This is a genomic window from Pseudomonas sp. B33.4, assembly GCF_034555375.1.
Classification (GTDB): domain Bacteria; phylum Pseudomonadota; class Gammaproteobacteria; order Pseudomonadales; family Pseudomonadaceae; genus Aquipseudomonas.
Window position 1 is genome coordinate 583,764 of record NZ_CP140706.1, and the last position, 24,470, is coordinate 608,233.

General features: G+C 59.0%; 16 protein-coding genes and 2 tRNA genes. 13 read left to right on the forward strand and 5 right to left on the reverse strand.

The window, feature by feature from the left end; all coding sequences use genetic code 11:
* The first annotated feature begins 2 nt into the window (after positions 1 to 2).
* Entirely contained in the window at positions 3 to 4,877 is a 4,875-nt protein-coding gene (locus U6037_RS02540) for an RHS repeat-associated core domain-containing protein (RefSeq protein ID WP_322845701.1), read from the forward strand.
* A gap of 25 nt (positions 4,878 to 4,902) precedes the next feature.
* On the opposite strand, the gene queG is transcribed toward U6037_RS02540, so the two are convergent.
* Complete coding sequence (gene queG / locus U6037_RS02545; RefSeq protein WP_322845702.1) at positions 4,903 to 5,976, reverse strand: tRNA epoxyqueuosine(34) reductase QueG; 1,074 nt, start codon at positions 5,974 to 5,976, stop codon at positions 4,903 to 4,905.
* Between the two features lie 63 nt (positions 5,977 to 6,039).
* Between queG and U6037_RS02550 the strand changes: the two genes are divergently transcribed.
* From U6037_RS02550 to U6037_RS02605, 12 genes are all read left to right on the forward strand, one after another.
* The gene (locus U6037_RS02550; protein ID WP_322845703.1) at positions 6,040 to 7,539 is read left to right on the forward strand and encodes an NAD(P)H-hydrate dehydratase; all 1,500 of its coding nucleotides are present in this window, start codon (positions 6,040 to 6,042) and stop codon (positions 7,537 to 7,539) included.
* Complete coding sequence (gene tsaE, locus U6037_RS02555; RefSeq protein WP_016985707.1) at positions 7,527 to 7,997, forward strand: tRNA (adenosine(37)-N6)-threonylcarbamoyltransferase complex ATPase subunit type 1 TsaE; 471 nt, start codon at positions 7,527 to 7,529, stop codon at positions 7,995 to 7,997. Before U6037_RS02550 ends, tsaE begins: the two co-directional genes overlap by 13 nt.
* A gap of 57 nt (positions 7,998 to 8,054) precedes the next feature.
* Positions 8,055 to 9,428, forward strand: coding sequence for an N-acetylmuramoyl-L-alanine amidase (locus U6037_RS02560; RefSeq protein WP_371850959.1), 1,374 nt, complete (start codon positions 8,055 to 8,057; stop codon positions 9,426 to 9,428).
* Between the two features lie 8 nt (positions 9,429 to 9,436).
* Complete coding sequence (mutL, locus tag U6037_RS02565) at positions 9,437 to 11,338, forward strand: DNA mismatch repair endonuclease MutL (RefSeq protein WP_322847276.1); 1,902 nt, start codon at positions 9,437 to 9,439, stop codon at positions 11,336 to 11,338.
* A complete protein-coding gene (miaA, locus tag U6037_RS02570) occupies positions 11,338 to 12,309 on the forward strand; it encodes a tRNA (adenosine(37)-N6)-dimethylallyltransferase MiaA (RefSeq protein ID WP_322845704.1) in 972 nt (323 codons plus the stop codon). The genes mutL and miaA overlap by 1 nt, the downstream gene beginning before the upstream one ends.
* Positions 12,310 to 12,404: 95 nt before the next feature.
* Positions 12,405 to 12,665, forward strand: a complete 261-nt coding sequence (gene hfq / locus U6037_RS02575) for an RNA chaperone Hfq (protein ID WP_007902656.1) — start codon at positions 12,405 to 12,407, stop codon at positions 12,663 to 12,665.
* 12 nt (positions 12,666 to 12,677) lie between these two features.
* A complete protein-coding gene (hflX, locus tag U6037_RS02580; RefSeq protein ID WP_053116772.1) occupies positions 12,678 to 13,979 on the forward strand; it encodes a ribosome rescue GTPase HflX in 1,302 nt (433 codons plus the stop codon).
* Between the two features lie 96 nt (positions 13,980 to 14,075).
* Positions 14,076 to 15,248, forward strand: a complete 1,173-nt coding sequence (gene hflK / locus U6037_RS02585) for an FtsH protease activity modulator HflK (RefSeq protein WP_277760362.1) — start codon at positions 14,076 to 14,078, stop codon at positions 15,246 to 15,248.
* Positions 15,248 to 16,117 carry a protease modulator HflC gene (hflC, locus tag U6037_RS02590; RefSeq protein WP_242208810.1) on the forward strand — a complete coding sequence of 290 codons (870 nt, stop codon included), beginning with the start codon at positions 15,248 to 15,250 and terminating at the stop codon, positions 16,115 to 16,117. Before hflK ends, hflC begins: the two co-directional genes overlap by 1 nt.
* 313 nt (positions 16,118 to 16,430) lie before the next feature.
* On the forward strand, positions 16,431 to 17,618 hold the full coding sequence (locus tag U6037_RS02595; RefSeq protein WP_007915833.1) for an ATP phosphoribosyltransferase regulatory subunit: 1,188 nt from the start codon (positions 16,431 to 16,433) through the stop codon (positions 17,616 to 17,618).
* 54 nt (positions 17,619 to 17,672) lie between these two features.
* The gene (locus U6037_RS02600; protein ID WP_007915835.1) at positions 17,673 to 18,962 is read left to right on the forward strand and encodes an adenylosuccinate synthase; all 1,290 of its coding nucleotides are present in this window, start codon (positions 17,673 to 17,675) and stop codon (positions 18,960 to 18,962) included.
* Positions 18,963 to 19,102: 140 nt separating this feature from the next.
* Positions 19,103 to 21,037, forward strand: a complete 1,935-nt coding sequence (locus U6037_RS02605; protein ID WP_242208808.1) for a methyl-accepting chemotaxis protein — start codon at positions 19,103 to 19,105, stop codon at positions 21,035 to 21,037.
* 116 nt (positions 21,038 to 21,153) lie between these two features.
* Here the strand turns inward: U6037_RS02605 and U6037_RS02610 are convergent, their stop codons facing one another.
* The 4 genes from U6037_RS02610 to U6037_RS02625 all read right to left on the reverse strand — a co-directional run bounded on the left by U6037_RS02610 (position 21,154) and on the right by U6037_RS02625 (position 24,274).
* The gene (locus tag U6037_RS02610) at positions 21,154 to 22,719 is read right to left on the reverse strand and encodes an iron ABC transporter permease (RefSeq protein WP_322845705.1); all 1,566 of its coding nucleotides are present in this window, start codon (positions 22,717 to 22,719) and stop codon (positions 21,154 to 21,156) included.
* A complete protein-coding gene (locus U6037_RS02615; RefSeq protein ID WP_322845706.1) occupies positions 22,719 to 23,729 on the reverse strand; it encodes an extracellular solute-binding protein in 1,011 nt (336 codons plus the stop codon). The genes U6037_RS02610 and U6037_RS02615 overlap by 1 nt, the downstream gene beginning before the upstream one ends.
* 191 nt (positions 23,730 to 23,920) lie before the next feature.
* A tRNA-Leu gene (locus U6037_RS02620) sits at positions 23,921 to 24,007 on the reverse strand.
* 180 nt (positions 24,008 to 24,187) lie between these two features.
* A tRNA-Leu gene (locus U6037_RS02625) sits at positions 24,188 to 24,274 on the reverse strand.
* Positions 24,275 to 24,470 lie beyond the last annotated feature (196 nt).

Genomic DNA, 24,470 nt, shown 5'->3' on the forward strand with positions numbered 1-24,470 from the left:
TTGTGGTCGGCGAGTTCTCGCTGGTCAACTTGATCCTCCAATATCTAAATCTGGAAATAAAAGGACGTTTTTCAATGGGAAGTAATTCATCTTCCGTGGTTCATTCAAATGCTTTCAACTTCGGTGAATTTGTTTCCGGAGGTGTTGATCCTCGCACGGGTATGTACAACTGCGCCTTTTCTTTGGGCAAGTTGCACTCGGCGGATCTCAATGGCCCAGAGCTAGCGCTTTCACTGGGTTTTAATCCGCTCAATCAGGCAGATATCGGTTTCGGCGTTGGCTGGTCTTTGCCCATGACGAACTACGACTTGCGCAGCAAAGTCATGACGTTGTCCAACGGTGAGCGTTACAGGGCTGTCGAGACGTCTACCGGTCTGAAGTTCAAGGAAATGAAACTGCAGACCGCGAGGGTATTGGTGACCGGGAAAGAGCGCTATGAAGTTCGGTACAAGGATGGTCGGCGTGAACTGCTCAAAGTCCTGACCGGCACTCAGGTCGCTGTAGTGGAAAAAATAGTCGCGGCGAACGGCGTAAGTATCTCGCTGAAGCACGAGTTGTTTAACCAGTTTCCCAGGTTGAGCGAAGTCCGTGATGGCAAGCGGTCCCTGTTGAAGATTACGCGCAACAGCGGTCAGGTGACATTGACCCGGCATCCCGATACCTCGACCAGCTCCGATTACAAATTGATCCTGAAAAACGCTCGGGTAACGGCAATCGAGCTTCCGGTCGGTAAAGGTTGGGATCTGGAATATGAAGTCATCGATGAGGCCAGCTATTTGCACCGCGTTGTTAATCCATTGCGCGGTGTAGAAATCATTCGCTACAAGCGGCAAGGGCATAGCTTCTTGAATGGCGTGGAACGGACACTGCCGTTCGTGATCGCTCACGATATCTACCCGGGGCGCGGCCAGCCCCGACTCTGCAAGGTATACAGGTACTCCGACCATAACTTCCTTGGGCAGAGCCTCACCCCGGCCAAGGACAATGACCTTGATCCCCTCTATCTCGCGCCCAACCACTATGTCTACACCTCGGACGAGCAGTTGATAGTCAGCGGCAAAGTACATACGCGTATCAAGCGCACCTACAACAAGTTCCATCTGTTGGTGGCTGAGGTTACAACCTGTGGCGACGCCCAGATCACCGCCGCCACCGAATATCACGGTTCCGTCACAAAGCCATTCAATGAGCAGGTGGCTCAGTTCCGCCTGCCGAAAGTCCAGACGGTGACTTACCTTGATCGGCGCACCCAACAGGAACGTGTGGAAACCACCGTCACCGAGTTCGATGGCGAAGGCAATTTGCTCAAGCACGTTGAGCCAAGTGGGGTGACGACCTTGACGGAATTTTATCCGACAAGTGGTGGAGAAAAGTGCCCGGAGGATCCGCTGGGTTTCTCCAGGTTCCCGAGAAAGAGGACGGTCACCGCTGCCGCGTTGGGGAATGCTTCGACTGTTACTTACTACAACTATGCCCTGCACACTGCGTTGGACGGTGCGGAACTGGCATCCGTGTTACCGGTCGAGGAGTGTTTTTACGAAGTTATAGAGCTTGTGGAAGTTGTTGAACTTGTTGAAGTTGTGAAACGTGTTGAGGTGTTACGGTCGAAAACCGAACGCAGCTACCTGAATACGCCCAAGGACCCCCTCAAGCACGGGGCCACGGCACAGCAAAGTATCACCCTGAATGATAAAAAAACCGCTACCGCATTTTCCTACGAGCTTGAGGGTGACAGGTTGCGGATCAAGTCCAGCACTCGCGGATTTGACGGCGCGCTACAGACCAGTGAGAAAGTGCTTTCGACGCTAACCGGATTACAGGTGTCGGAAGTCGGTGTTGATGGTGAGCGCATCCAGTATGAATACGATGCGATCGGCCGGGTGGTGTGCAAAACGGTTGCTTCCGGCACCCCTTATGCGGCTGCTACCCAGTGGGCCTACCTGGCCGCCAGCAGACAGCAGCCGGCGACAATGGTGACCACCGACCCCGCCGGGGGCGAGCAAAGAATGACCTATGACGGCCTGGAGCGGGTGCTCACCGTTCAGGAAAAGGACTGCGACCATCCCGACAAGGACGGGCTCATCCCGACTCGCGAGATTTATTCTGCCCTGCATGATTCGGTCGGTCATAAGGTGAAAGTGACGCTGACTGATTGGTGTGATGGCCAGCCTTATCCGGTCAGCAACCGCTACGAATTCGATTCCTGGGGCCAGGTCAGCACAACGCTGCATGCCGATGGGCGTATAGAACACAGCGAGGCGGATCCGGTCCTTCGCCAGCAAACCCATTGGTTCCAGGGGATGGGCAAGACACTTACCCTCGTCAATGAATTCGGTAAACCGGTCAGCGTCGAGAGCTTCAATCTGAAGAGCAAGAGTCTGGGCAAAACCGTTTACAGCTATGACGGGTTCGGGCGCACAACCGGCAAGACAGATCCGGTCGGCAATACCACTCGATATGAGTACGACGTCTTTGACCGGATAATTCGCACTGTCCTGCCTGACACCAGTGCGGTAGTCACCGACTACGCCGAACATAGCGATGAAGGGCTATCGATCGGTATCAAGGTCGGTGACAAAGTGTTGGGGCAGCAAACTTATGATGGTTTGGGTCGTTTGATACAAAGTACCGTGGGCGGACGAAAATCCGAGGCTGGTTATGAAGACGGCTTCACTCCGCCGCAGTGGTACAAGAGTGCTGATGGCAAAAAAACCGAATTCACTTATTTGCGCGCTCTGGGCGGGTTACTGACCGAGCGCAAGGCAGGTGCATTGCTCACGGCCATGACTTACGACCCGGTCAGTGGCAATCCCTTGACCTGTACCGAACACGATAGGACGCGCAGTTTTACCTATTACCCTTCCGGACGCATCAAGTCCGAAACGACGACCTTCGGCGCTATCACGAAAGCAACGTCCAGTACCTGGTCCCTGCAGGGGCGACCGATCACCCATGTCGATGTACTCGGAGCCGAAAGCAGATCCGCATACGATAAGCACGGCCGCCTGCTATCCACGTCGCAGGGGACGTTGAAAACCGAATTCCACTATGACATCCAGACGGGGATGCTGGGCTGGACGAAAACCGAAGAAACGTCGATCAAGCGGCAGATGATCACCCGGTTTGCCTATGACGATATCGGTCGTGAAACCTGCCGTACATTCGAGATTCAGGGCCAGCCCGACCAGACGCTGGAATCGACTTACACGCTTGCTGGCAAACTGGCGCAGAAAGTGTCCAGGCGTGGCACGCAAGTATTGCGCGATGAGCAATTTGCCTACGATGTGCGCGGGCGTCTGATCCAATACGACTGTGCCGGCACTCAAAAGCCACGCGATCCGTATGGCAAGGAAATAATTCAGCAGATTTTCACCTTCGATGCGCTGGATAACATGCTTACCGTGCAGACGAAGTTCCCGCTGGGCTTGAATATGACCACCTTCAGTTATGCCAATCCTGATCCTGTACAGCTCAGTGCAGTCAAGCATTCCCATGTCGACTATCCACCGGCGGTGACGCTGGAGTACGACGCCAACGGCAGGATGATCAAGGACGACCAGGCGCGAACTCTGGCCTATGACGCGTTCGGACGTCTTGAACAGTTGTCCAGCAAAGGGGGATCAATCATTCGTGGCTACCACTACGACGGTTTCGACGATCTGGTTGAGCTATCGCAACCCGATAAGGTAACTGCGCAGCGTTACTACTACGCAGGCCGGGTCGCCAACGAGGTGAGTGGTGAAAATTCATCCAGTGTTGTGCGTCACGGTGGCGCGCTTGTGGGGCAACAGCAGCTCGGTTTGAACGCTGGCGCGCAACTGTTTGGAACCGATCAGCAGCAAAGTGTGCTGGCAACGCTGGGCAAGGAACAGCTCACCGATTGCGCCTACAGCCCTTACGGGCATCGGCCGGCTGAAGGTGGTTTGTTCAGTCTGGCGGGGTTCAACGGCGAGCAGCTGGATCCGGTTACCGGGCTGTATCTGCTGGGTAACGGTTACAGAGCCTATAGTCCGACACTGATGCGTTTTCTCGCCCCCGACAGCATGAGTCCGTTCGGCGCAGGCGGGTTGAACGCCTACAGTTATTGCTTGGGCGACCCGGTCAATCGTGTCGACCCGACCGGGCATATCTCCTGGCAATCGATCCTCGGCATCGGCCTGAGTATCCTCGGGGTTGTTGCCAGCGTGCTGACGATGGGCGCGGCGACGCCATGGGCAGCGGCGGCGTTGGGACTGGCAGTGACTTCAGGCTTGGCGGGTATTGCCAGTGAGGTGGTCAATGAGTTGGCACCGGGTTCTCAAGCAGGCGAGATACTGGGCTGGATCAGTTTCGGTCTTGGGCTGGCTTCGCTCGGTGCAGGTTTGGCGGCGGGTGCAAAAGCTGCCGTGAATACCGGCAGGAAAATGGCTTCAGCCTTTAGCGAGGGACTCAGTGGCAAGGGGGCAGGCAAAGCAGGACAATATTTGAAGAAGGGTGGAAAAGGCGCCAAGGCTGCGGCCAAAAAAGCCAATGCTCCCGTTGAGAAAGTAGCGCAAGAGCCTTGGCAATTGCAGAAAGCCAAGGAAAACTTGATCTCGACTAAAGCCAGGCAGGAAATGGCTGAAGATTTCTACAAAGGCGTGGAAAGCAATAAGTCCCCCAGACAAGCAGCGGTGGAACTCGCCATGAAGTACGAGGAATTCGGAAGCGTGGGCGATGGAAAAACAGTATCGCATGTCTTTTTTTCGAGCCATGGAGGACGTGGGGAGCGTATTTACCTTCTGGAGGACACTAAACAGAGAGTCTGCAAAGTTATCCAGGCGGGCGGCCATTGGTCCGACGGGCAGACCAACGCAATAATCAGATCGGCCAGAAGTATGGATACAACGCGCGTGTGAGCAGCCTGAGTACTTTGCTTGCCCTTTATGGGTTTGAAGGTCTGGAGTGCCGTTCCAGTGCCCACTCCACATGCTCCCTGACCAACTCTGACGGATAATCCCGTCGCGCCTTCAACGCTTCCAGCACCGGAATCGTTGAAGGCGCATTGCCCAGCCCCACCGCCAGATTCCGCAACCAGCGCTCATACCCCGCCCGCCGCAATGGCGAGCCTTCGGTACTGCTCAAAAACTTCTCTTCGTCCCACAAAAACAGCTCGGCCAGTTCGGCGTTGTCGAGGTTGTGCCGTGGCTTGAAATCGCTTTCCCCGGAGGGCTTGGCGAAACGATTCCACGGGCAGACGATCTGGCAGTCATCACAGCCGAACACGCGATTGCCGATCAGCGGACGCAGATCCTCAGGTATTGCGGTTTTCAGCTCGATGGTCAGATAGGAAATGCAACGTCGCGCGTCCAGCACATACGGGCCGACGAAGGCATTGGTCGGGCAGATATCGAGGCACGCAGTGCAGCGGCCGCAGTGTTCGCTGCTGTGCGGTTCATCCACCGGCAACGGCAGGTCGACGAACAGTTCGCTCAAGAAGAAATAGCTGCCGGCCTTGCGATTCAGTACCAAGGTGTTCTTGCCGATCCAGCCCAGCCCGGCCTGTTCGGCGATGGCTTTTTCCAGCACCGGAGCGCTGTCGACAAACGCACGGAAACCGAACGGGCCGATCTGCGCCTGAATCTTGTCGGCCAATTGCTGCACACGTTTACGGATCAATTTGTGGTAATCGCGGCCCAAGGCATAACGCGACACGTAAGCTTTTTCCGGTTGCGCGAGCATTTGCGCCATTTGTGTGTCGCCGGGCAGGTAGTCCATTCGCAGCGACACCACACGCAAAGTACCCGGCACCAGCTCCTCCGGGTGCGAACGTTTGCTGCCATGGGCGCCCATGTAATCCATTTCACCGTGGTAGCCGGCCTCGAGCCAGCGCGCGAGGTGCTGCTCATGCTCGGCCAGATCCAGCCCGCTGATGCCGACTTGCTGAAAGCCCAGCTCGCGGCCCCAATCCTTGATTGATTGGGCGAGGGCGGGCAGGTCTGTGGTGATGGCGGACATGAGGCGAGAGAAACCGGAGCTGAGGTGCGTATAATTCTGCCAGACATCGGAGCCCGAAGACGCATGCCGCACACGAAAGATCAATTACCCGACGCGCTGTATGGCGCTGCACAGGTGCGCGAACTCGATGCACGGCTGATTGCCGCCGGTACGCCGGGCTTCGAATTGATGCTGCGCGCGGCTCATGCGACGTGGCGCGCGCTGGTGCGGCAATGGCCGTCGGCAACTGAACTGACGGTGCTGGCCGGGCACGGCAACAATGCCGGTGATGGTTATCTGGTCGCGGCGATGGCGCAGCGAGCCGGGTGGCAGGTGCGGGTGTTGGCGGTCGGCGATCCGCAGCGCTTGCAGGGCGATGCCGCGCAAGCCCATGCCGAGGCTCTGTCCGAAGGCGTCGCGGTGCAGGGCTGGCAGGTTCAAAGTGAACTGCGCGGGGTCATTCTCGATGCCTTGCTCGGCACGGGTCTGAGCGGGGATGTGCGCGAGCCTTATGTCTCGGCGATCAAGGCAATCAACGCCAGCGGTCTGCCGGTGACAGCCGTCGATATCCCTTCCGGGTTGTGTGCCGATACCGGACATGTGCTGGGTGTCGCCGTGCGAGCCGATCTGACCGTGACCTTTATCGGTCTGAAACTCGGCCTGTTCACCGGAGACGCGGCGGATCACATCGGCTCGTTGCTGTTTAATGATCTGCAGGCCAGCGCCGACATTTATCGTGACATTCCTGTTATCGCCCAACGGCTCAACACCGCTAATCTTCCACGATTGGCGGCGCGTGCACCGACTTCGCACAAGGGCCGTTTTGGCCATGTGCTGCTGATCGGTGGCGATCACGGTTTTGGCGGAGCGATTCTGCTCAGCACCGAAACGGCACTGCGCAGCGGCGCGGGCATGGTTTCGCTGGCGACTCGCCCCGAACATGTACCGGCGGCGCTGACTCGCGTGCCGGAGGCCATGGCGCTCGGCGCGTCTTCTGCCAATCAGTTGATGGGTTTGCTGGAGAAAGTTTCTGTGCTGGTGGTCGGCCCGGGACTTGGGCAGGCCAGTTGGGGCCGCGCACTGTTGTCGGCGGCCGCCAACGCAGCACTGCCACAAGTATGGGACGCCGACGCATTGAACCTGCTGGCGAGCGGTTTCGTTGAGTTGCCCAAAGATTGCGTGATCACCCCGCACCCGGGCGAAGCCGCGCGTTTGCTGGGGATCAGTACCGCCGAAGTGCAGGCAGATCGTCCAGCGGCGGCGCTGGCGTTGAGCAAAAAACATACAGCGGTGGTCGTGTTGAAAGGCGCTGGCAGCCTGATTGCGCATCCCGATGGGCGTCTGGCGCTGTGTCATCAGGGGCATCCGGCCATGGCTACCGCTGGACTTGGCGATGTGCTGGCTGGTTTGACCGGTGCGCTGCTGGCTCAAGGCATGGACGGCTTCGATGCTGCCTGTCTGGCGGTCTGGCTGCACGCCAATGCGGGGATGCAACAAGGGAAATTCGGCCGTGGGCTGGCGGCCAGTGATCTGATCCCAGCCATTCGTCAGTTGTTGGAGGAGCAAGTACCGTGTCTGAAGTAACCCTGTACCTGGCCGATGAACAGGCCATGAGCGACTTTGGCGCACGGATCGCCCGCGTGACCCAAGGCCATGGCCTGATTTTTCTCGAAGGCAACCTGGGGATGGGAAAAACCACCCTGTCGCGGGGCATCATTCGCGGCTTGGGCCATGTCGGCGCGGTAAAAAGTCCGACCTTCACCTTGGTCGAACCTTACGAAATCGGTGACATCCGTGCCTTCCACTTCGACCTGTATCGACTGGTCGATCCGGAAGAGCTGGAGTTTCTCGGCATCCGCGACTACTTCGAAGACGATGCCCTGTGCCTGATCGAGTGGCCCGATAAAGGTGCAGGCTTTTTGCCAAAGCCTGACCTGACCATTACCATTAGCCCGCAAGACAGCGGGCGTTCGCTGAAAATTTTATCCCAGGGCTCGCGTGGCGAGGCCTGGTGTGCCGCTTTGGCATTGGAATCCAATTAGATGATGGGGTTAGGTATGCGCTTTCGCGCGTTGGTGGCTGCCGCTGGACTGTTGTTGATGGCAGTAACCGTCAACGCTGTGGCCGATTCAAAGGTCAACAGCGTGCGCCTGTGGCGGGCGCCGGACAACACGCGACTGGTCTTCGACCTGAGTGGCCCGGTGCAGCACAGCGTCTTCACCCTGACCTCACCGGACCGGCTGGTGATCGACATCAACGGCGCCACCCTCGGTGCGCCGCTGAATGTGCAGACCGCGAACACGCCGATCACTGCGATGCGTTCGGCCCAACGTACGCCGACTGATCTGCGCGTGGTCATCGACCTGAAGAAAGCCGTCACCCCGAAAAGTTTCTCGCTGGCGCCGAACGCGCAGTACGGCAATCGTCTGGTGGTCGACCTGTTCGATAATCCGGCCGATGCCGCACCGCCGCCTGCGCCAACCCCGCAGGTCGCGACCGTGCCCGCGGTGCCGGTAACCCCGACCGAACCTGCGATCAAATTGCCGCCGGCACCGGCCGGCAAGCGCGACATTATTGTCGTGATCGACGCCGGCCACGGTGGCGAAGACCCTGGCGCGTCCGGCTCGCGCGGCCAGCGTGAGAAAGATGTGGTACTGCAGATTGCCCGCGAACTGCAGCGTCAGGTCAACGGCATGAAAGGTTTCCGCGCCGAACTGACCCGTACCGGCGACTATTTCATCCCGCTGCGCGGCCGTACCGAAATCGCCCGCAAGAAGGGCGCCGACCTGTTCGTCTCGATTCACGCCGACGCCGCGCCATCTGCCGCCGCTTTCGGTGCCTCGGTGTTTGCCCTGTCCGATCGCGGCGCGACGTCAGAGACCGCGCGTTGGCTGGCCGACAGCGAAAACCGTTCTGACTTGATCGGTGGTGCCGGCAATGTCAGCCTCGACGACAAGGACCGCATGCTTGCAGGCGTACTGCTCGATCTGTCGATGACGGCCTCGCTGACCTCCAGCCTCAACGTCGGTCAGAAGGTCCTGACCAACATCGGCCGCGTCACGCCGCTGCACAAACAGCGCGTGGAACAGGCCGGGTTCATGGTGCTGAAGTCGCCGGACATCCCGTCGATCCTGGTCGAAACCGGCTTCATCTCCAACGCTAACGAAGCAAACAAGCTCTCCGCCTCAAGCCACCAGCAAGCGCTGGCGCGTTCGATCAGCAGCGGCGTTCGTCAGTTCTTCCAGCAGAACCCGCCACCGGGCACCTACATTGCCTGGCTGCGTGATTCCGGCAAGATCGCTCAAGGCCCGCGTGATCACCGTGTTGGTCCGGGCGAAACGCTGGCGATGATCGGTGTGCGCTATCAGGTGTCGCCGGCAACGCTGCGCAGCGCGAATAATCTGAAAAGCGATGAGTTGAAAGTCGGTCAGCACCTGACCATTCCTGGCACCGAACTGGCGTCCAAAGAATGAACGAAATGCTGAACGCTGCCGCGCGCATCGAACTGCTCAGCCCTCGGCTGGCGAACCAGATTGCCGCCGGTGAGGTGGTTGAACGCCCGGCTTCGGTGATCAAGGAGCTGTTGGAAAACAGCCTCGATTCCGGCGCCAAACGCATTGATGTCGACGTCGAGCAGGGTGGCGTCAAGCTGCTGCGCGTACGCGACGATGGTAGCGGTATCTCCGCCGACGACCTGCCGTTGGCTCTGGCCCGTCACGCCACCAGCAAGATTCGCAATCTGGAAGACCTTGAGCAGGTGATGAGCCTTGGGTTCCGTGGCGAGGCACTGGCGTCGATCAGCTCCGTGGCGCGCCTGACCCTGACCTCGCGTACTCGCGATGCCGATCAAGCCTGGCAGGTGGAAACCGAAGGCCGTGACATGGCGCCTCGGGTTCAACCGGCAGCGCATCCGGTCGGCACCTCGGTGGAAGTCCGTGACCTGTTCTTCAACACCCCCGCGCGACGCAAATTCCTCAAAACCGAAAAAACCGAATTCGATCACCTGCAAGAAGTGATCAAACGGCTGGCGCTGGCGCGTTTCGACGTCGCATTCCATCTGCGCCACAACGGCAAAACCATCCTCAGCCTGCACGAGGCCCACGATGATGCGGCCCGCGCGCGGCGTGTGGCAGCAATCTGCGGCTCGGGTTTCCTCGAACAGGCGTTGCCGATCGAGATCGAGCGCAACGGCTTGCACCTGTGGGGTTGGGTCGGTCTGCCGACCTTCAATCGCAGTCAGGCGGATTTGCAGTATTTCTTCGTGAATGGCCGGGCGGTGCGCGACAAACTGGTGGCCCACGCGGTGCGTCAGGCTTATCGCGACGTGTTGTTCAATGGTCGCCACCCGACCTTCGCGCTGTTTTTCGAGGTTGATCCGGCGGCAGTCGACGTCAACGTGCACCCGACCAAACACGAAGTGCGCTTTCGTGACGGGCGCATGGTGCATGACTTCCTTTACGGCACCTTGCACCGCGCGTTGGGCGATGTGCGTCCGGAAGATCAGCTTGCCGGTTCGGTGACCACAGCCATCGTCCGCCCAACCGGGCTTGATGCCGGTGAGTTCGGCCCACAGGGCGAGATGCGTCTGGCGGCCAATGCGCTGCTGGAGCAACCGCAGGCGCAACCGGCGTTCAATACCTCGTCCGGCGCCAGTGCCGGCGGCGCTTACCAGTATCAGTACACGCCGCGCCCGCAGTCAGGCATGCCGCCGGCCGCCGAGGCGCAAGCCGCGTATCGTGAGTTCTTCGCGCCGCTGCCTGAGGCCAATGCCAACGCATTGCCGGCCGGTCAGGAAGACATTCCGCCACTCGGTTACGCGCTGGCGCAGCTCAAGGGCATCTACATCCTGTCGGAGAATGCTCAAGGTCTGGTGCTGGTCGATATGCATGCCGCCCACGAGCGGATCATGTATGAGCGCCTGAAAATCGCCATGGCCAGCGAAGGTCTCAGTGGTCAGCCGTTGCTGGTACCGGAGTCGCTGGCGGTCAGTCAGCGCGAAGCCGATTGTGCTGAAGAGCACGCGGCATGGTTCCAGCGTCTGGGCTTCGAATTGCAGCGTCTGGGCCCGGAAACCCTGGCGATTCGTCAAATTCCGGCGTTGTTGAAGCAGGCCGAAGCGAACCGTCTGGTCGGCGACGTGCTGTCGGACCTGATGGAGTACGGCACCAGCGACCGGATTCAGGCGCACCTCAACGAATTGCTCGGCACCATGGCCTGCCACGGCGCGATTCGCGCCAACCGGCGCCTGGCCCTGCCGGAAATGAACGGCCTGCTGCGTGACATGGAAAACACCGAGCGCAGCGGTCAATGTAACCATGGCCGACCGACCTGGACCCAACTGGGCCTGGACGATCTCGACAAACTTTTCCTGCGCGGTCGTTGATGAGTCAGCTCCCTCCAGCGATTTTCCTGATGGGCCCGACCGCTGCGGGCAAGACCGACCTGGCCATCGAACTGACCAAGGTGCTGCCGTGCGAGCTGATCAGTGTCGATTCGGCACTGGTCTATCGCGGCATGGACATCGGCACTGCCAAGCCTTCGAAAGAACTGCTGGCCGAATATCCGCACCGTTTGATCGATATTCTCGATCCGGCTGAAGCTTATTCGGCTGCAGATTTCCGTCGCGATGCCCTGCAAGCCATGGCCGAGATCACCGCGCGCGGAAAAATTCCGCTGCTGGTCGGCGGCACGATGCTCTATTACAAGGCTTTGGTCGAAGGCCTGGCGGACATGCCAGCCGCCGACCCCGAAGTCCGCGCGCAGATCGAAGAAGAGGCTGCACGCCTTGGCTGGCAAGCCTTGCACGACCAACTGGCAATCATCGACCCGGTGTCAGCGGCGCGGATTCATCCGAACGATCCGCAGCGCCTGAGTCGCGCGCTGGAAGTTTATCGGGTCAGTGGTCAGAGCATGACCGAACTGCGCCAGCAACAATCTGCGCAAAGTACTGAAGCAGCCGCTTCGGGACTGCAACAATTGCCCTATACTGTCGCGAACTTGGCCATTGCCCCGGCAAATCGTCAGGTATTGCACGAGCGCATTAAACAAAGATTCACAAATATGTTGGAACAGGGGTTCATCGACGAGGTCGTAGCCCTGCGTAAAAGAAGTGACCTTCATTCGGGGTTGCCGTCTATACGTGCGGTAGGCTACCGCCAAGTCTGGGACTACCTGGATGGCAAGCTGACGTTGGCCGAAATGCAGGAGCGCGGCATCATCGCCACGCGCCAATTGGCCAAACGCCAGTTCACCTGGCTGCGCAGCTGGGAAGATATACACTGGCTGGACAGTCTTGATTGCGACAATCTGCCACGCGCCTTGAAATACCTTGGGACCATCTCCATATTGAGCTGAGTCCTTGCAATTGCCGTCTATCCTTGGGGGTGTGACGGCCAAAGCCATCTGAATTACCTATTTTTTATTATTGAATCCTTAAAGGAGTGCGGCACATGTCAAAAGGGCATTCGCTACAAGACCCTTACTTGAATACTTTACGTAAAGAGAAAGTTGGGGTTTCCATCTACCTGGTCAACGGTATCAAACTGCAAGGCACGATCGAGTCGTTCGACCAGTTCGTGATCCTGCTGAAAAACACCGTGAGCCAGATGGTTTACAAACACGCTATCTCGACAGTAGTGCCGGTTCGTCCAATTCGTCTGCCTAGCGCAACCGAATCCGAAGCAGGTGACGCTGAGCCAGGTAACGCCTGATAGGAGTCTCCTTTGTTCTTTGAGCGCCACGGTGGTGGTGAGCGAGTGATCCTCGTTCACTTGGATGGACAGGACCCTGAGGCGCGCGAAGATCCGCAGGAGTTTCAGGAATTGGCTAATTCGGCCGGCGCCGAGACCGTTGCGTTTTTTAACGTGCCGCGTCATCGGCCAACCGCCAAATACCTGATCGGCAGCGGCAAGGTCGAGGAACTGCGCGACCTGGTCAAAGCTGAAGAAGCCGATCTGGTGATTTTCAATCACATCCTCACGCCCAGTCAGGAACGTAACCTCGAACGTGTTTTCGAGTGTCGCGTGATCGACCGTACCGGCCTGATTCTCGATATTTTCGCCCAACGCGCCCGTACCCATGAAGGCAAGCTCCAGGTCGAACTGGCCCAGCTTGACCACATGAGCACGCGGCTGGTTCGCGGCTGGACTCACCTTGAGCGTCAGGGTGGTGGCATCGGCATGCGCGGTCCGGGTGAAACCCAGCTCGAAACCGACCGTCGTTTGCTGCGGGTCCGTCTGCGGCAGATCAAGGGTCGTCTGGAGAAGGTGCGCAGCCAGCGCGAGCAATCGCGACGTGGTCGCTCCCGTGCGGACATTCCTACCGTTTCTCTGGTGGGATACACCAACGCCGGCAAATCCACACTCTTCAACAACGTGACGAAATCCGATGTCTACGCGGCTGACCAATTGTTCGCCACGCTGGATCCGACCCTGCGCCGTCTCGATATTGACGACCTGGGGCCGATCGTTCTGGCGGACACGGTGGGCTTCATTCGTCACTTGCCGCACAAGCTGGTCGAAGCATTTCGGTCTACCCTCGAAGAGTCGAGCAATTCCGATCTACTGTTGCACGTGATCGATGCGGCCGAACCGGATCGCATGTTGCAGATCGAGCAGGTGATGGTAGTGCTGGGCGAGATTGGTGCCCAGGACTTGCCGATCCTCGAGGTCTATAACAAACTCGATTTGCTTGAAGGCGTTGAGCCACAAATCCAGCGCGACGAAAACGGCAAGCCCCAGCGGGTCTGGCTTTCGGCGCGTGATGGCAGTGGTCTGGAATTGCTTGAACAAGCCATTGCCGAATTACTCGGCAGTGATTTGTTTGTCGGTACCCTGCGCTTGCCGCAACGATTCGCGCGACTGCGTGCGCAGTTTTTCGAACTCGGTGCGGTGCAGAAAGAAGAGCATGACGAAGAAGGCATCAGTCTGCTGGCCGTTCGTTTGCCCCGTGTCGAGTTGAATCGACTGGTAAGCCGCGAAGGATTGCAGCCGATGGAATTCATCGAGCAACACACTTTGCAATAAAAGCCTGAAAAAGCGGTTGTGCCGCAACGGCAGGCATTCTGTAGCATTGGTCGGCGCGCCGTGGGTGCGTCTTTGCTTTATCAGATGGAGAGCGCTATGGCTTGGAATGAGCCGGGTGGCAACTCGAATAATCAGGATCCTTGGGGTGGCAAACGCCGCAATAACGGCGACCGCAAGGGGCCACCGGATCTCGACGAGGCCTTCCGAAAGCTGCAGGAAAGCCTGAACGGGTTGTTCGGTGGTGGTAAGAAACGTGGTGATGACGGCGGTGGTTCGGGCAAGAGCAGTGGCGGCTTCGGCGGTCTGCTCGGCATCGGCCTCGTCGTGCTGGCGGCTGTCTGGCTGTACAGCGCGGTTTACGTGGTCGACGAGCAGGAGCAAGCCGTGGTGCTGCGCTTCGGCAAGTACTACGAGACTGTCGGCCCGGGCCTGAACATCTACTTCCCGCCGATCGACAAGAAGTACATGGAGAACGTCACGCGTGAGCGTGCCTACACCAAACAGGGCCAGATGCTGACTGAAGACGAGAACATCGTCGAAGTGCCGCTGACCGTGCAGTACAAGATCAGCAACCTGCAGGATTTCGTGCTGAACGTTGATCAACCGGAAATCAGTCTGCAGCACGCGACCGACAGTGCCCTGCGCCACGTGGTGGGTTCCACCGCGATGGACCAGGTATTGACCGAAGGTCGTGAGTTGATGGCCAGCGAAATCAAGGAGCGTCTGCAACGCTTCCTCGATACCTATCGCACCGGTATCACCGTCACTCAGGTCAACGTACAGAGCGCAGCGGCACCGCGTGAAGTGCAGGAAGCCTTTGACGACGTGATCCGCGCCCGTGAAGACGAGCAGCGTTCGCGCAACCAGGCTGAAACCTATGCCAACGGCGTTGTGCCGGAAGCCCGTGGTCAGGCCCAGCGCATCCTTGAAGATGCCAACGGTTACCGCGACGAAACGGTATCGCGCGCCAAGGGTGAAGCGGATCGCTTTACCAAGTTGGTCGCCGAGTACCGCAAGGCACCTGAGGTTACCCGCCAGCGTCTGTACCTGGACACCATGCAGGAAGTCTTCAGCAGCACCAGCAAGGTACTCGTGACCGGCAACAAGAACGGCCAGAGCAACCTGCTCTACCTGCCGCTGGACAAAATGATTCAGAACAGTTCGGGCAGCAATGCACCGGTCACCGGTTCGGCTGCCGCCAGCAACAACACGGACGTCACGCCGCATGTCACTGACCTGCCGCAGTCGCGTACAAGGGAGACCCGCTGATGAGCAATAAATCGCTGATCGCCCTTATTGTTGGCGTCGTTGTCGTGCTGGTTGGCTGGAACTGCTTCTACATCGTCGCTCAGACCGAGCGTGCGGTGCTGCTGCAATTCGGTCGTGTGGTTCAGGCCGATGTTCAGCCGGGTCTGCATGTGAAAGTGCCTTACGTTAACCAGGTGCGTAAATTCGACGCACGTCTGATGACGCTGGATGCACCGACACAGCGTTTCCTGACCCTGGAAAAGAAAGCCGTGATGGTCGATGCCTACGCCAAGTGGCGCGTGAAAGATGCCGAGCGCTTCTACACCGCGACTTCCGGCCTCAAGCAGATCGCCGACGAGCGTCTGTCCCGTCGTCTGGAATCCGGTCTGCGTGACCAGTTCGGCAAGCGCACCCTGCACGAAGTAGTGTCGGGTGAGCGTGACGCACTGATGGCTGACATCACTGCATCGCTGAACAAGATGGCGGAAAAAGAGTTGGGTATCGAAGTTGTCGATGTCCGGGTCAAAGCCATCGATCTGCCGAAAGAAGTAAACCGCAGCGTGTTCGAACGTATGAGCACCGAGCGTGAGCGTGAAGCTCGCGAGCACCGCGCCAAGGGTAACGAACTGGCTGAAGGCATCCGTGCCGACGCCGATCGTCAACGCCGCGTGTTGCTGGCTGAAGCCTATCGTGAATCTGAAGAGGTTCGCGGTGATGGCGACGCCCAGGCGGCTGCGATCTACTCCAAGGCCTACGGCCAGGATCAGGAGTTCTACGGTTTCTACCGTAGCCTGCGTGCCTACCGTGAAAGCTTCGCGAACAAATCCGACGTGTTGGTCCTCGACCCGAGCAGCGACTTTTTCCGTTACCTGGAAAAGGCCAAACCTTGATACGGCGTTGACCTGAATCATTCCGCCCGGCGGCTAATACCTCGGGCGGGGTGATCCTTTGGGAAAACGTGTGTATGATGCGGCAGCCGGGAAATTCCCGGCTTTTTTGCGTCTGCACGTTTGATTGCTGTTTTTTGTTGCAGGCATCGGGTTGAATGGCCCGAGAGTATTTCGAGGAAAGTGATGGGCGAAGCCGGTAACAGGCCTTTCGCCGCGTCGTTCATGCGCGTGCGTTTTGAACGGACCGATCATTTTCTGCTTCACTCAAGGCTCGCCCGCAGGCTGGCCGCCCGGATCAAAGGGGAATGGCGTAATGGCAACGGTAGACCGCTGGCTGCTGCCAGATGGCATCGAAGAAGTACTGCCACCGGAAGCGGCGCGCATTGAAGTCGCGCGTCGTCAGGTGTTGGATCTGTTCCAGAGCTGGGGTTACGAGTTTGTCGTGACTCCCCATATCGAGTACCTGGAATCCCTGCTGACCGGCGCGGGCCAGGACCTGGATCTGCGTACCTTCAAGGTCATCGACCCGCAATCGGGCCGGCAGATGGGTTTCCGTGCCGACATCACGCCGCAAGTGGCGCGCATCGATGCGCACACCCTGCGTCGCGAAGGCCCGAGCCGTCTGTGCTACGCCGGCAGCGTGCTGCATGCGCAGCCGCGTGCACTGTCGTCCTCGCGCAGCCCGATCCAGTTGGGCGCCGAGTTGTACGGCGACGCCAGCCCGAGCAGCGACGTTGAAGTGATCAGCCTGATGCTGGCCATGCTGCAACTGGCCGACGTGCCGGATGTGCACATGGATCTTGGTCATGTCGGCATCTACCGTGGTCTGGCGCGTGCCGCCGGTCTGTCCGGTGAAGTCGAGCAGCAGTTGTTTGATGCGTTGCAACGCAAGGCCATCGACGAGGTCATTACCTTGACCGAAGGCTTGCCGGCCGACCTGTCCGGCATGCTGCGGGCGCTGGTTGATCTGTGCGGCGGCCGTGAAGTGTTGAGCGCCGCTCGCGAGCGTCTGGCCAATGCGCCGGCGCCGGTTCTGGCGGCACTGGAAGACTTGCTGGCGATCGCCGAGCGTCTGTCGGCGCGCTTCCCGGAGCTGCCGCTGTACTTCGACCTGGGTGAGCTGCGCGGCTACCACTACCACACCGGTGTGGTGTTCGCGGTGTTCGTGCCGGGCGTTGGCCAGTCCATCGCTCAGGGCGGTCGCTACGACGACATCGGCGCCGATTTTGGTCGCGCGCGTCCGGCAACGGGCTTCTCCACCGATTTGAAAACCCTGGTGACCCTGGGGCGTGCTGAGATCGAGCTACCGTCTGGCGGTATCTGGATGCCTGACAGTACGGATGCGGCACTCTGGCAGCAGGTTTGCCAGTTGCGCAGTGAGGGTCAGCGTGTCGTTCAGGCTTTGCCTGGACAACCTTTGGCCGCCGCCCGTGATGCGGACTGCGACCGGCAATTGATTCAGCAGAACGGGCTATGGCAAGTATCGCCACTGGCTTCTTGAGTTTTCCTGCCGGCCATCGCCGGCACCAAGTTTGCGCGAATGAGGACAAGTGTTATGGGTAAGAATGTCGTAGTCCTGGGCACCCAATGGGGTGATGAGGGCAAAGGCAAGATCGTTGATCTGCTGACCGAACATGCTGCCGCCGTAGTGCGCTACCAAGGTGGCCACAACGCTGGCCACACCCTGGTGATCGACGGCGAAAAAACCGTTTTGCACCTGATTCCGTCGGGCGTGCTGCGCGAAGGCGTGCAGTGCCTGATCGGCAACGGCGTGGTGGTTGCACCTGACGCCCTGCTGCGCGAGATCACCAAGCTGGAAGAAAAAGGCGTACCGGTGCGCGAGCGTCTGCGTATCAGCCCGTCCTGCCCGCTGATCCTGTCTTTCCACGTGGCGCTGGACCAGGCCCGTGAAAAGGCCCGTGGCGAGCTGAAGATCGGTACTACCGGTCGCGGCATCGGCCCGGCTTACGAAGACAAGGTTGCTCGTCGTGGCCTGCGTGTTGGCGACCTGCTGAACATGCCGCGCTTCGAAGACAAGCTGCGTGAACTGGTGGATTACCACAACTTCATGCTGGTTGGTTACTACAAAGAGCCGGCCATCGAGTTCGAGAAAACCCTGGCCGAGTGCAAGGAATACGCTGAGCTGCTGAAGCCGCTGATGCTCGACGTCACTGCCGAGCTGCACGACCTGCGTCGCGCCGGCAAAGACATCATGTTCGAAGGCGCCCAAGGTTCGTTGCTCGACATCGACCACGGTACTTACCCGTACGTGACCAGCTCCAACACCACCGCCGGTGGCGTTGCGACTGGTTCGGGCGTTGGCCCGATGTTCCTCGATTACATCCTGGGCATCACCAAGGCTTACACCACTCGCGTCGGTTCGGGCCCGTTCCCGACTGAGCTGTTCGACGACGTTGGTGCGCACCTTGCCAAGCAAGGTCACGAGTTCGGCGCCACCACCGGCCGGGCCCGTCGTTGCGGCTGGTTCGACGCCGTTATCCTGCGTCGCGCTATCGATGTGAACAGCATCTCGGGTATCTGCCTGACCAAGCTGGACGTACTCGACGGCCTGGAAACCATCAACATCTGCGTCGGCTACAAAGATGCCGAAGGCAACGCCGTTGCTCCGACCGACGCTGACAGCTACGTAGGCCTGCAGCCTGTGTACGAAGAAGTACCGGGCTGGACCGAATCGACCGTGGGTGCAAAAACCCTGGAAGAGCTGCCCGCTAACGCTCGTGCCTACATCAAGCGCGTTGAAGAGTTGATCGGCGCGCCGATCGACATTATTTCGACGGGCCCGGACCGCAACGAAACCATCGTTCTGCGTCATCCGTTTGCTTGATAAGTCGTTGATGTAAAAACACAAAGGCCCCTTAATCGGGGCCTTTGTCGTTTATGCCTGTTGGACGGCATGACCTTTGCTGTGAATCTGTCTACAAGAGTGCCATCAAATTAATGGCGTCAGAAGTAGAGGTATTCACAGTGTCGGCCGTTCTCTCACTGTTACAAAGCCGTTTGTTGCGGCCCGTGTTCGTTACCCTTGGTATCGCCCTTTTGGTGCAGGTGCTGGTGGCCGTTGCCCTGACGCGGAGCACCGTCACGGCGCTGGAAGCTGATCTGGCAGTGCGCCTCGGCGCCGACAGCCAGAAACTCTCGGGCGAACTGGAGCAGGCTGGGCGTGAGGTCACGTCGAGCCTTGATGCTTTGTCTGCCAGTACCCGTCAGCGCCTGACTGCTGGTTTGTCAGCGCGTTTGAAGGACGAGCAGGCGCAGTTGCGTGCGACGCTGGAAAAGGATCTGAAGGATTCGGCCAATGACATGGCCCAGTTGCTGGCCTCGGTTGCGCCGCGCGCCATGTGGGACAGCGACGTGCCGACCCTGTCCGAGTTCGCCCGCCGGGCCCAGCGCAATCCCAATGTGTTGTTCGTGGTCTACGACGACGCTACCGGCCAGCACCTGACTCGCTATCTCAATCGCGAAAACCCGATCAACAAGGCCTTGCTGGAAAAAGGCCAGGGCGAGCGTGCGCTGGATAAAGTGCTGGATGCGGCCAAGAACGATCCGTCGGTTTACTACCTCGAAGCCTCGATCAATCCCAACGGCGTGGAAATCGGCAAAGTACTGATGGGCGTGTCCACGGCCTCGGTGGAAACCGATCTGGCGGCGCTGGACAAGCGCTTCTCGGCGTTGATCGCCAGCAGTGATCAGTTGGTCGGCGACAGTCTCAAGGGCGCCGCCGCAGACAGTGCCAAAGCCATGCAGTCGCGCCTGCAATCGGCGCAATCCACCGCGACCGAGATGAAATCCAATACCGCCAATACCGTTCAGGAGGCGGCAGCTACCTTGCGCTGGCGCATTGGCCTGGGTCTGGCACTGGTCGGCTGCGGCGTACTGCTGTTGCTCGCCGTTGTGCTTGGTCATCGTGTGGTCAATCGCCTGAAGATGCTCAACGCAGCCATGGATGACCTGGCGGCGGGCGAGGGCGATCTGACCAAGCGTGTGCAGATCAACAGCAAGGACGAAATCGGCGACATGGCTTCGGCGGTCAACCGCTTTGTGGATAAGTTGCAGCCGATCGTGCGCGAGGCGGGCGATGTCGCGCAGCGTACCGGCGTAGAAATCGGCGCGATGACCCTGCGCAATGCCGGTGCCGATGCGGCGGCGGGCATGCAGCGTGATGAAGTGGCGGAAAGTCTGCGCGCGTTGTCGCAAATGGCTGATGAGGCGCAGTCGGAAAGTCACGCGATGCAAGCCGCGTTGAAGCAGGTGGTGGATATCCGTCAGGCCACTGACGAAAACACTCGCACGTCAGCCAAGGTCGGCAGCCTGATCGAAGCGTTGGCCGGGCAGGTCGATACCGGGGCGAAAGTCATTGAGCGGCTGGCGCAGCAAAGTGAACAGATTGAAGTGGTGTTGACGGTGATTCACGGGATCGCCGAACAAACCAATCTGCTGGCGCTAAACGCTGCCATTGAAGCAGCGCGTGCCGGCGAGACCGGGCGTGGATTCGCCGTGGTGGCCGACGAAGTACGTGCACTGGCGAGCAAGACACAAAGCTCTACCGGCGACATTCAGGCGCACATCGTCGCTCTACAGCAGGGCGCACGTGAGGCTGTCGAGGCGATCGGTCAGGCCGGGCGCCAGGCCAGCGAAGGTTTGCTGGTGTTGCGCGACAGTGCGCGGTTGCAGCAATCGGTGCAGACGTCGGTCGAGCAGGTGCATGCGGCGATTGGCCTGGCGACGCAGGCTGCGGCCCATCAAGCGCAAGGTGCACAAGCGGTGCGCGGGCGGGTCGAGACGATTCATGCCCAGGCCGAGAAAGCGGCGCAGGCGGTGGTGGAAACCACGGCCAGTGGTAAGGTGCTGGATGGATTGGCTGCGCAACTCAAGGCGAGCCTGGGGCAGTTCAGGGCTTGATGTTGTCTGATCGGTCCTCTTCGCGAGCAGGCTCGCTCCCACAGCTTTGAGGGTGTACACAAATTTTGTGTTCGCCAACAATCATTGTGGGAGCGAGTCTGCTCGCGAAAGCGGTATCAGCGGCTCAGATACATCCGCGTCGTCAGCAGATATACAGGCAGCCCTGAAACCAGAATCAACAACGCTGCATAAGGTGCCGCCGCCGCAAACTCGACGTTCGCCGTATGCGCCCACACCTCGGTCGCCAGCGTATTAAGCCCGGTCGGGCTCAATAGCAACGTCGCCGTCAACTCCTTCATCGCATCCAGAAACACCAGCGCAAACGCCGCGCCCAATGCCGGGAAGATGATCGGCAGCGTCACCCGGCAAAACGCCGTGAACGACGAAGCGCCCAGCGTGCGCGCAGCCTCTTCCAGCTGTGGCGCAGCTTTGTTCAGAGCCGTGCGGATCGGCGCCTGCGCCAGTGGCAGAAACAGCAGCGCATAAGCGATCAGCAGCAACCCCGACGTCTGGTACAGCGCCGGCACGTAGTGCAGGGCGAAATACACCAGCGTCAACGCAATCACCAATCCTGGCAGTGCATGCAGCAGATACGGCAAGCGCTCGGCCCAAATCGCCAGTTGGCCTTTGTAGCGCACCACCAGCAAGCCGACCGGCACGGCCAGCACCAGGCACAGCGCCGCACCGCCAAGAGAAAGTGCCAAGGAAGAAAGCAGCGCTTCAGTGATTGCTGCGACCGGGAATGCTGCCGATGAACCGACAGCCAGCCAATACGCCAACATCCCCAGCGGAATCCCGCTGCCGACAATCGCCAGCATCAGGCAATACAACTGACCGGCCGTGGCCCATGGCCCCAGTCGAACTTGCTCGGCCTGACGCGCTGCGCCTTGACCTGTGCGCACATGTCGACCCTTGCCGCGCACGTGTAATTCCAGCCACAACAACACCAGACACAACGCCAGCAAAACGGCCGAAAGCATCGCCGCGTTGGCGTTGCTGAATTCCAGTTCGAATTGCTGATAGATCGCTGTGGTGAAGGTTTGCAGGCCGATGATCGACAGTGCGCCGAATTCCACCAGCATGTGCAAAGCAATCAACAGCGAACCGGCCAGCAGTGATGGCCAGAGCAGCGGCAGCGTAACCCGAAAAAACACGCCCCAGCGATTCTGCCCGAGGGTGCGGGCGGATTCTTCAAGGGACGGATCAAGATTGCGCAGGGTTGCCGCCACAGGCAGGAAGATCAACGGATATTTCGACAGGCTCATCACCAGAATCGCCCCGCCTAGGCCTTCGAACTGCGCGCTCAAAGAAACCCAGGTGAAGCTGCTGACAAACGCCGGCACCGCGAACGGCAGGCACAGAATCACGCCCCACAGACGTCGTCCCGGCAAATTGCTCCGCTCCAGCAGCCAGGCCAGCGACAGACCGATCACGCCACACGTAAGGGTCACGCCGACCATCAACGCCAAGGTGTTGCGCAGCAGGCCGAACACATACGGGCGCCACAACAAGTGCAGCGCTTCGGCCCAACCGGCCTGCCAGGCTTTCAGTCCGACGTAGGCCAGCGGCAACAGGCTCATCACCACCAAAAGCAATACCGGCAGCACCAGCCAGATCGATGGTCGCTTGCGCTTTGGTACGTAACCCCCGCGCGCGGCGGGGGCGGATAACGATGCGGCCATCAGTTCAAGCCAACTTCACGTTCCAGTTCCAGTGCTTCTTCGGCATTGCCCAGATCGGCTGGCGTGACGTTCGGCGCTTCCAGTTCGCTGAACGGCTTGAGCCCGCGATCCGACTCCATGCCTTTGTGCAGTGGGTATTCGGCGGTGGTCTGAGTGATCACGCGCTGACCTTCTTCGCTGGCCATGTAGGCGAGGAATTGCTGGGCTTCTTTTGGATGTTTGCTGGATTTCAGCACGGCAGCGCTGGATACGGTGATCAAGCCGCCGACGTCGCCGCCGGTGAAGTAATGCAGTTTCGAATCCAGTTTGCCTTTCTCGCGTTGCAGTGCGAACCAGTAGTAGTTGTTCACCAGCACGGTAGCGACTTCGCCGTTTTCCACAGCTTTAAGGGCGACCATGTTGTTGCTGTAGGTCTTGCCGAAGGCGCGCAGGCCGGTCAGCCATTCCTCGGCGGCATCGCGACCGTGCATCTTGATAATGGCGACGGCTTGTTCCTGGAAAGCGCCGCTGGTTGGTACGAAACCGACTTTGCCTTGCCATTGCGGATCGGAGAACTCCATCACCGATTTCGGCAGGTCTTTTTCATTGACCAGTTTCGGGTTGTAGGCGACCACGCGAACCCGCGCTGTCACACCGATCCAGGTGCCGTTACCGGCGACATATTTTTCCGGCAGAACGGCCAGCGTCGCGTCATCGGTCTTGGCCAGCAGGCCCAGTTCGCCGAGATTGTTCAGCGGTGGCGACTCTTCGGTGTAGATCACGTCGGCGGGAGAGCGATCGCCTTCTTCGATGACCTGGCTGGCCAGCTGATTGCTGCTGCCTTTGCGTACGTTGACGTGAATGCCGGTCTTGGCTTCGAAGGCTTTGGCGATCGCGTCGCCGACTTCCTTGTGCTGGCCATTGTAGAGAGTCAGGGAAACCGCATCGGCAGCCTGGGTGAGGGGAGTGGCGAGCGCCAGGCCGAGGAGAGTAATGGTCAAGCCTCGGCGCAGGGTATTTCGAAACGTCATTCGCAGGGTTCCTCACTGTCGCATTGCAAAAACTTGCAACAATGATAAACGATATTGTTTCTCAAGTGCGCCTTGCGGTGGGGTTGGCGTTTTGATAGGCGGGGCAGGGATAAATTTCTGGAAGCCAGAAACGCAAAAACCCGCTTTCGCGGGTTTCTGTGAAACTCAAGGCCGTAACCTTGAATTTGAATTGGTGCCCAGAAGAAGACTCGAACTTCCACGACCTTGCGGTCACCAGCACCTGAAGCTGGCGTGTCTACCAATTTCACCATCTGGGCAATCATCGCTAGCGTTGCCGCTGTTGATGTGGCGCACTATACGGAGCGCCTTTTGATCTGTAAACCCCTGATTTAATTTTAATAAATCAGTTTTAAGAAAACCCGGGCTTAGAATGCAAAAAACCCGCTTTCGCGGGTTTTGTGTGAGCCTTGAAACTGATCTAGTCTCAAGCTCGAAATTGGTGCCCAGAAGAAGACTCGAACTTCCACGACCGTAAGGTCACCAGCACCTGAAGCTGGCGTGTCTACCAATTTCACCATCTGGGCAGTATCGGCAACGCTGTGCGTCGTCGATGGCGCGCACTATACGGAGCGTCTTTTTAACTGTAAACCCCTGTCAGCAAAAAATATGATTTTTTTTACCGGCGGTGGTCAAAACGGCTTTCCAGCGTCACTACAGGGCCTCTGTTGGGCCTTATAGATTCGGAAATTTCCCGTTTCATGGCGCCTATGCCAAACTAAC

Bases quoted from the DNA above. Each gene is read 5' to 3' on its own strand.
- hfq (WP_007902656.1), top strand. From the start codon at position 12,405: ATGTCAAAAGGGCATTCGCTACAAGACCCTTACTTGAATACTTTACGT.
- U6037_RS02615 (WP_322845706.1), bottom strand. From the start codon at position 23,729: ATGACGTTTCGAAATACCCTGCGCCGAGGCTTGACCATTACTCTCCTC.
- queG (WP_322845702.1), bottom strand. From the start codon at position 5,976: ATGTCCGCCATCACCACAGACCTGCCCGCCCTCGCCCAATCAATCAAG.
- U6037_RS02610 (WP_322845705.1), bottom strand. From the start codon at position 22,719: ATGGCCGCATCGTTATCCGCCCCCGCCGCGCGCGGGGGTTACGTACCA.
- U6037_RS02550 (WP_322845703.1), top strand. From the start codon at position 6,040: ATGCCGCACACGAAAGATCAATTACCCGACGCGCTGTATGGCGCTGCA.
- hflC (WP_242208810.1), top strand. From the start codon at position 15,248: ATGAGCAATAAATCGCTGATCGCCCTTATTGTTGGCGTCGTTGTCGTG.
- hflK (WP_277760362.1), top strand. From the start codon at position 14,076: ATGGCTTGGAATGAGCCGGGTGGCAACTCGAATAATCAGGATCCTTGG.
- U6037_RS02560 (WP_371850959.1), top strand. From the start codon at position 8,055: ATGGCAGTAACCGTCAACGCTGTGGCCGATTCAAAGGTCAACAGCGTG.
- U6037_RS02595 (WP_007915833.1), top strand. From the start codon at position 16,431: ATGGCAACGGTAGACCGCTGGCTGCTGCCAGATGGCATCGAAGAAGTA.
- miaA (WP_322845704.1), top strand. From the start codon at position 11,338: ATGAGTCAGCTCCCTCCAGCGATTTTCCTGATGGGCCCGACCGCTGCG.
- U6037_RS02600 (WP_007915835.1), top strand. From the start codon at position 17,673: ATGGGTAAGAATGTCGTAGTCCTGGGCACCCAATGGGGTGATGAGGGC.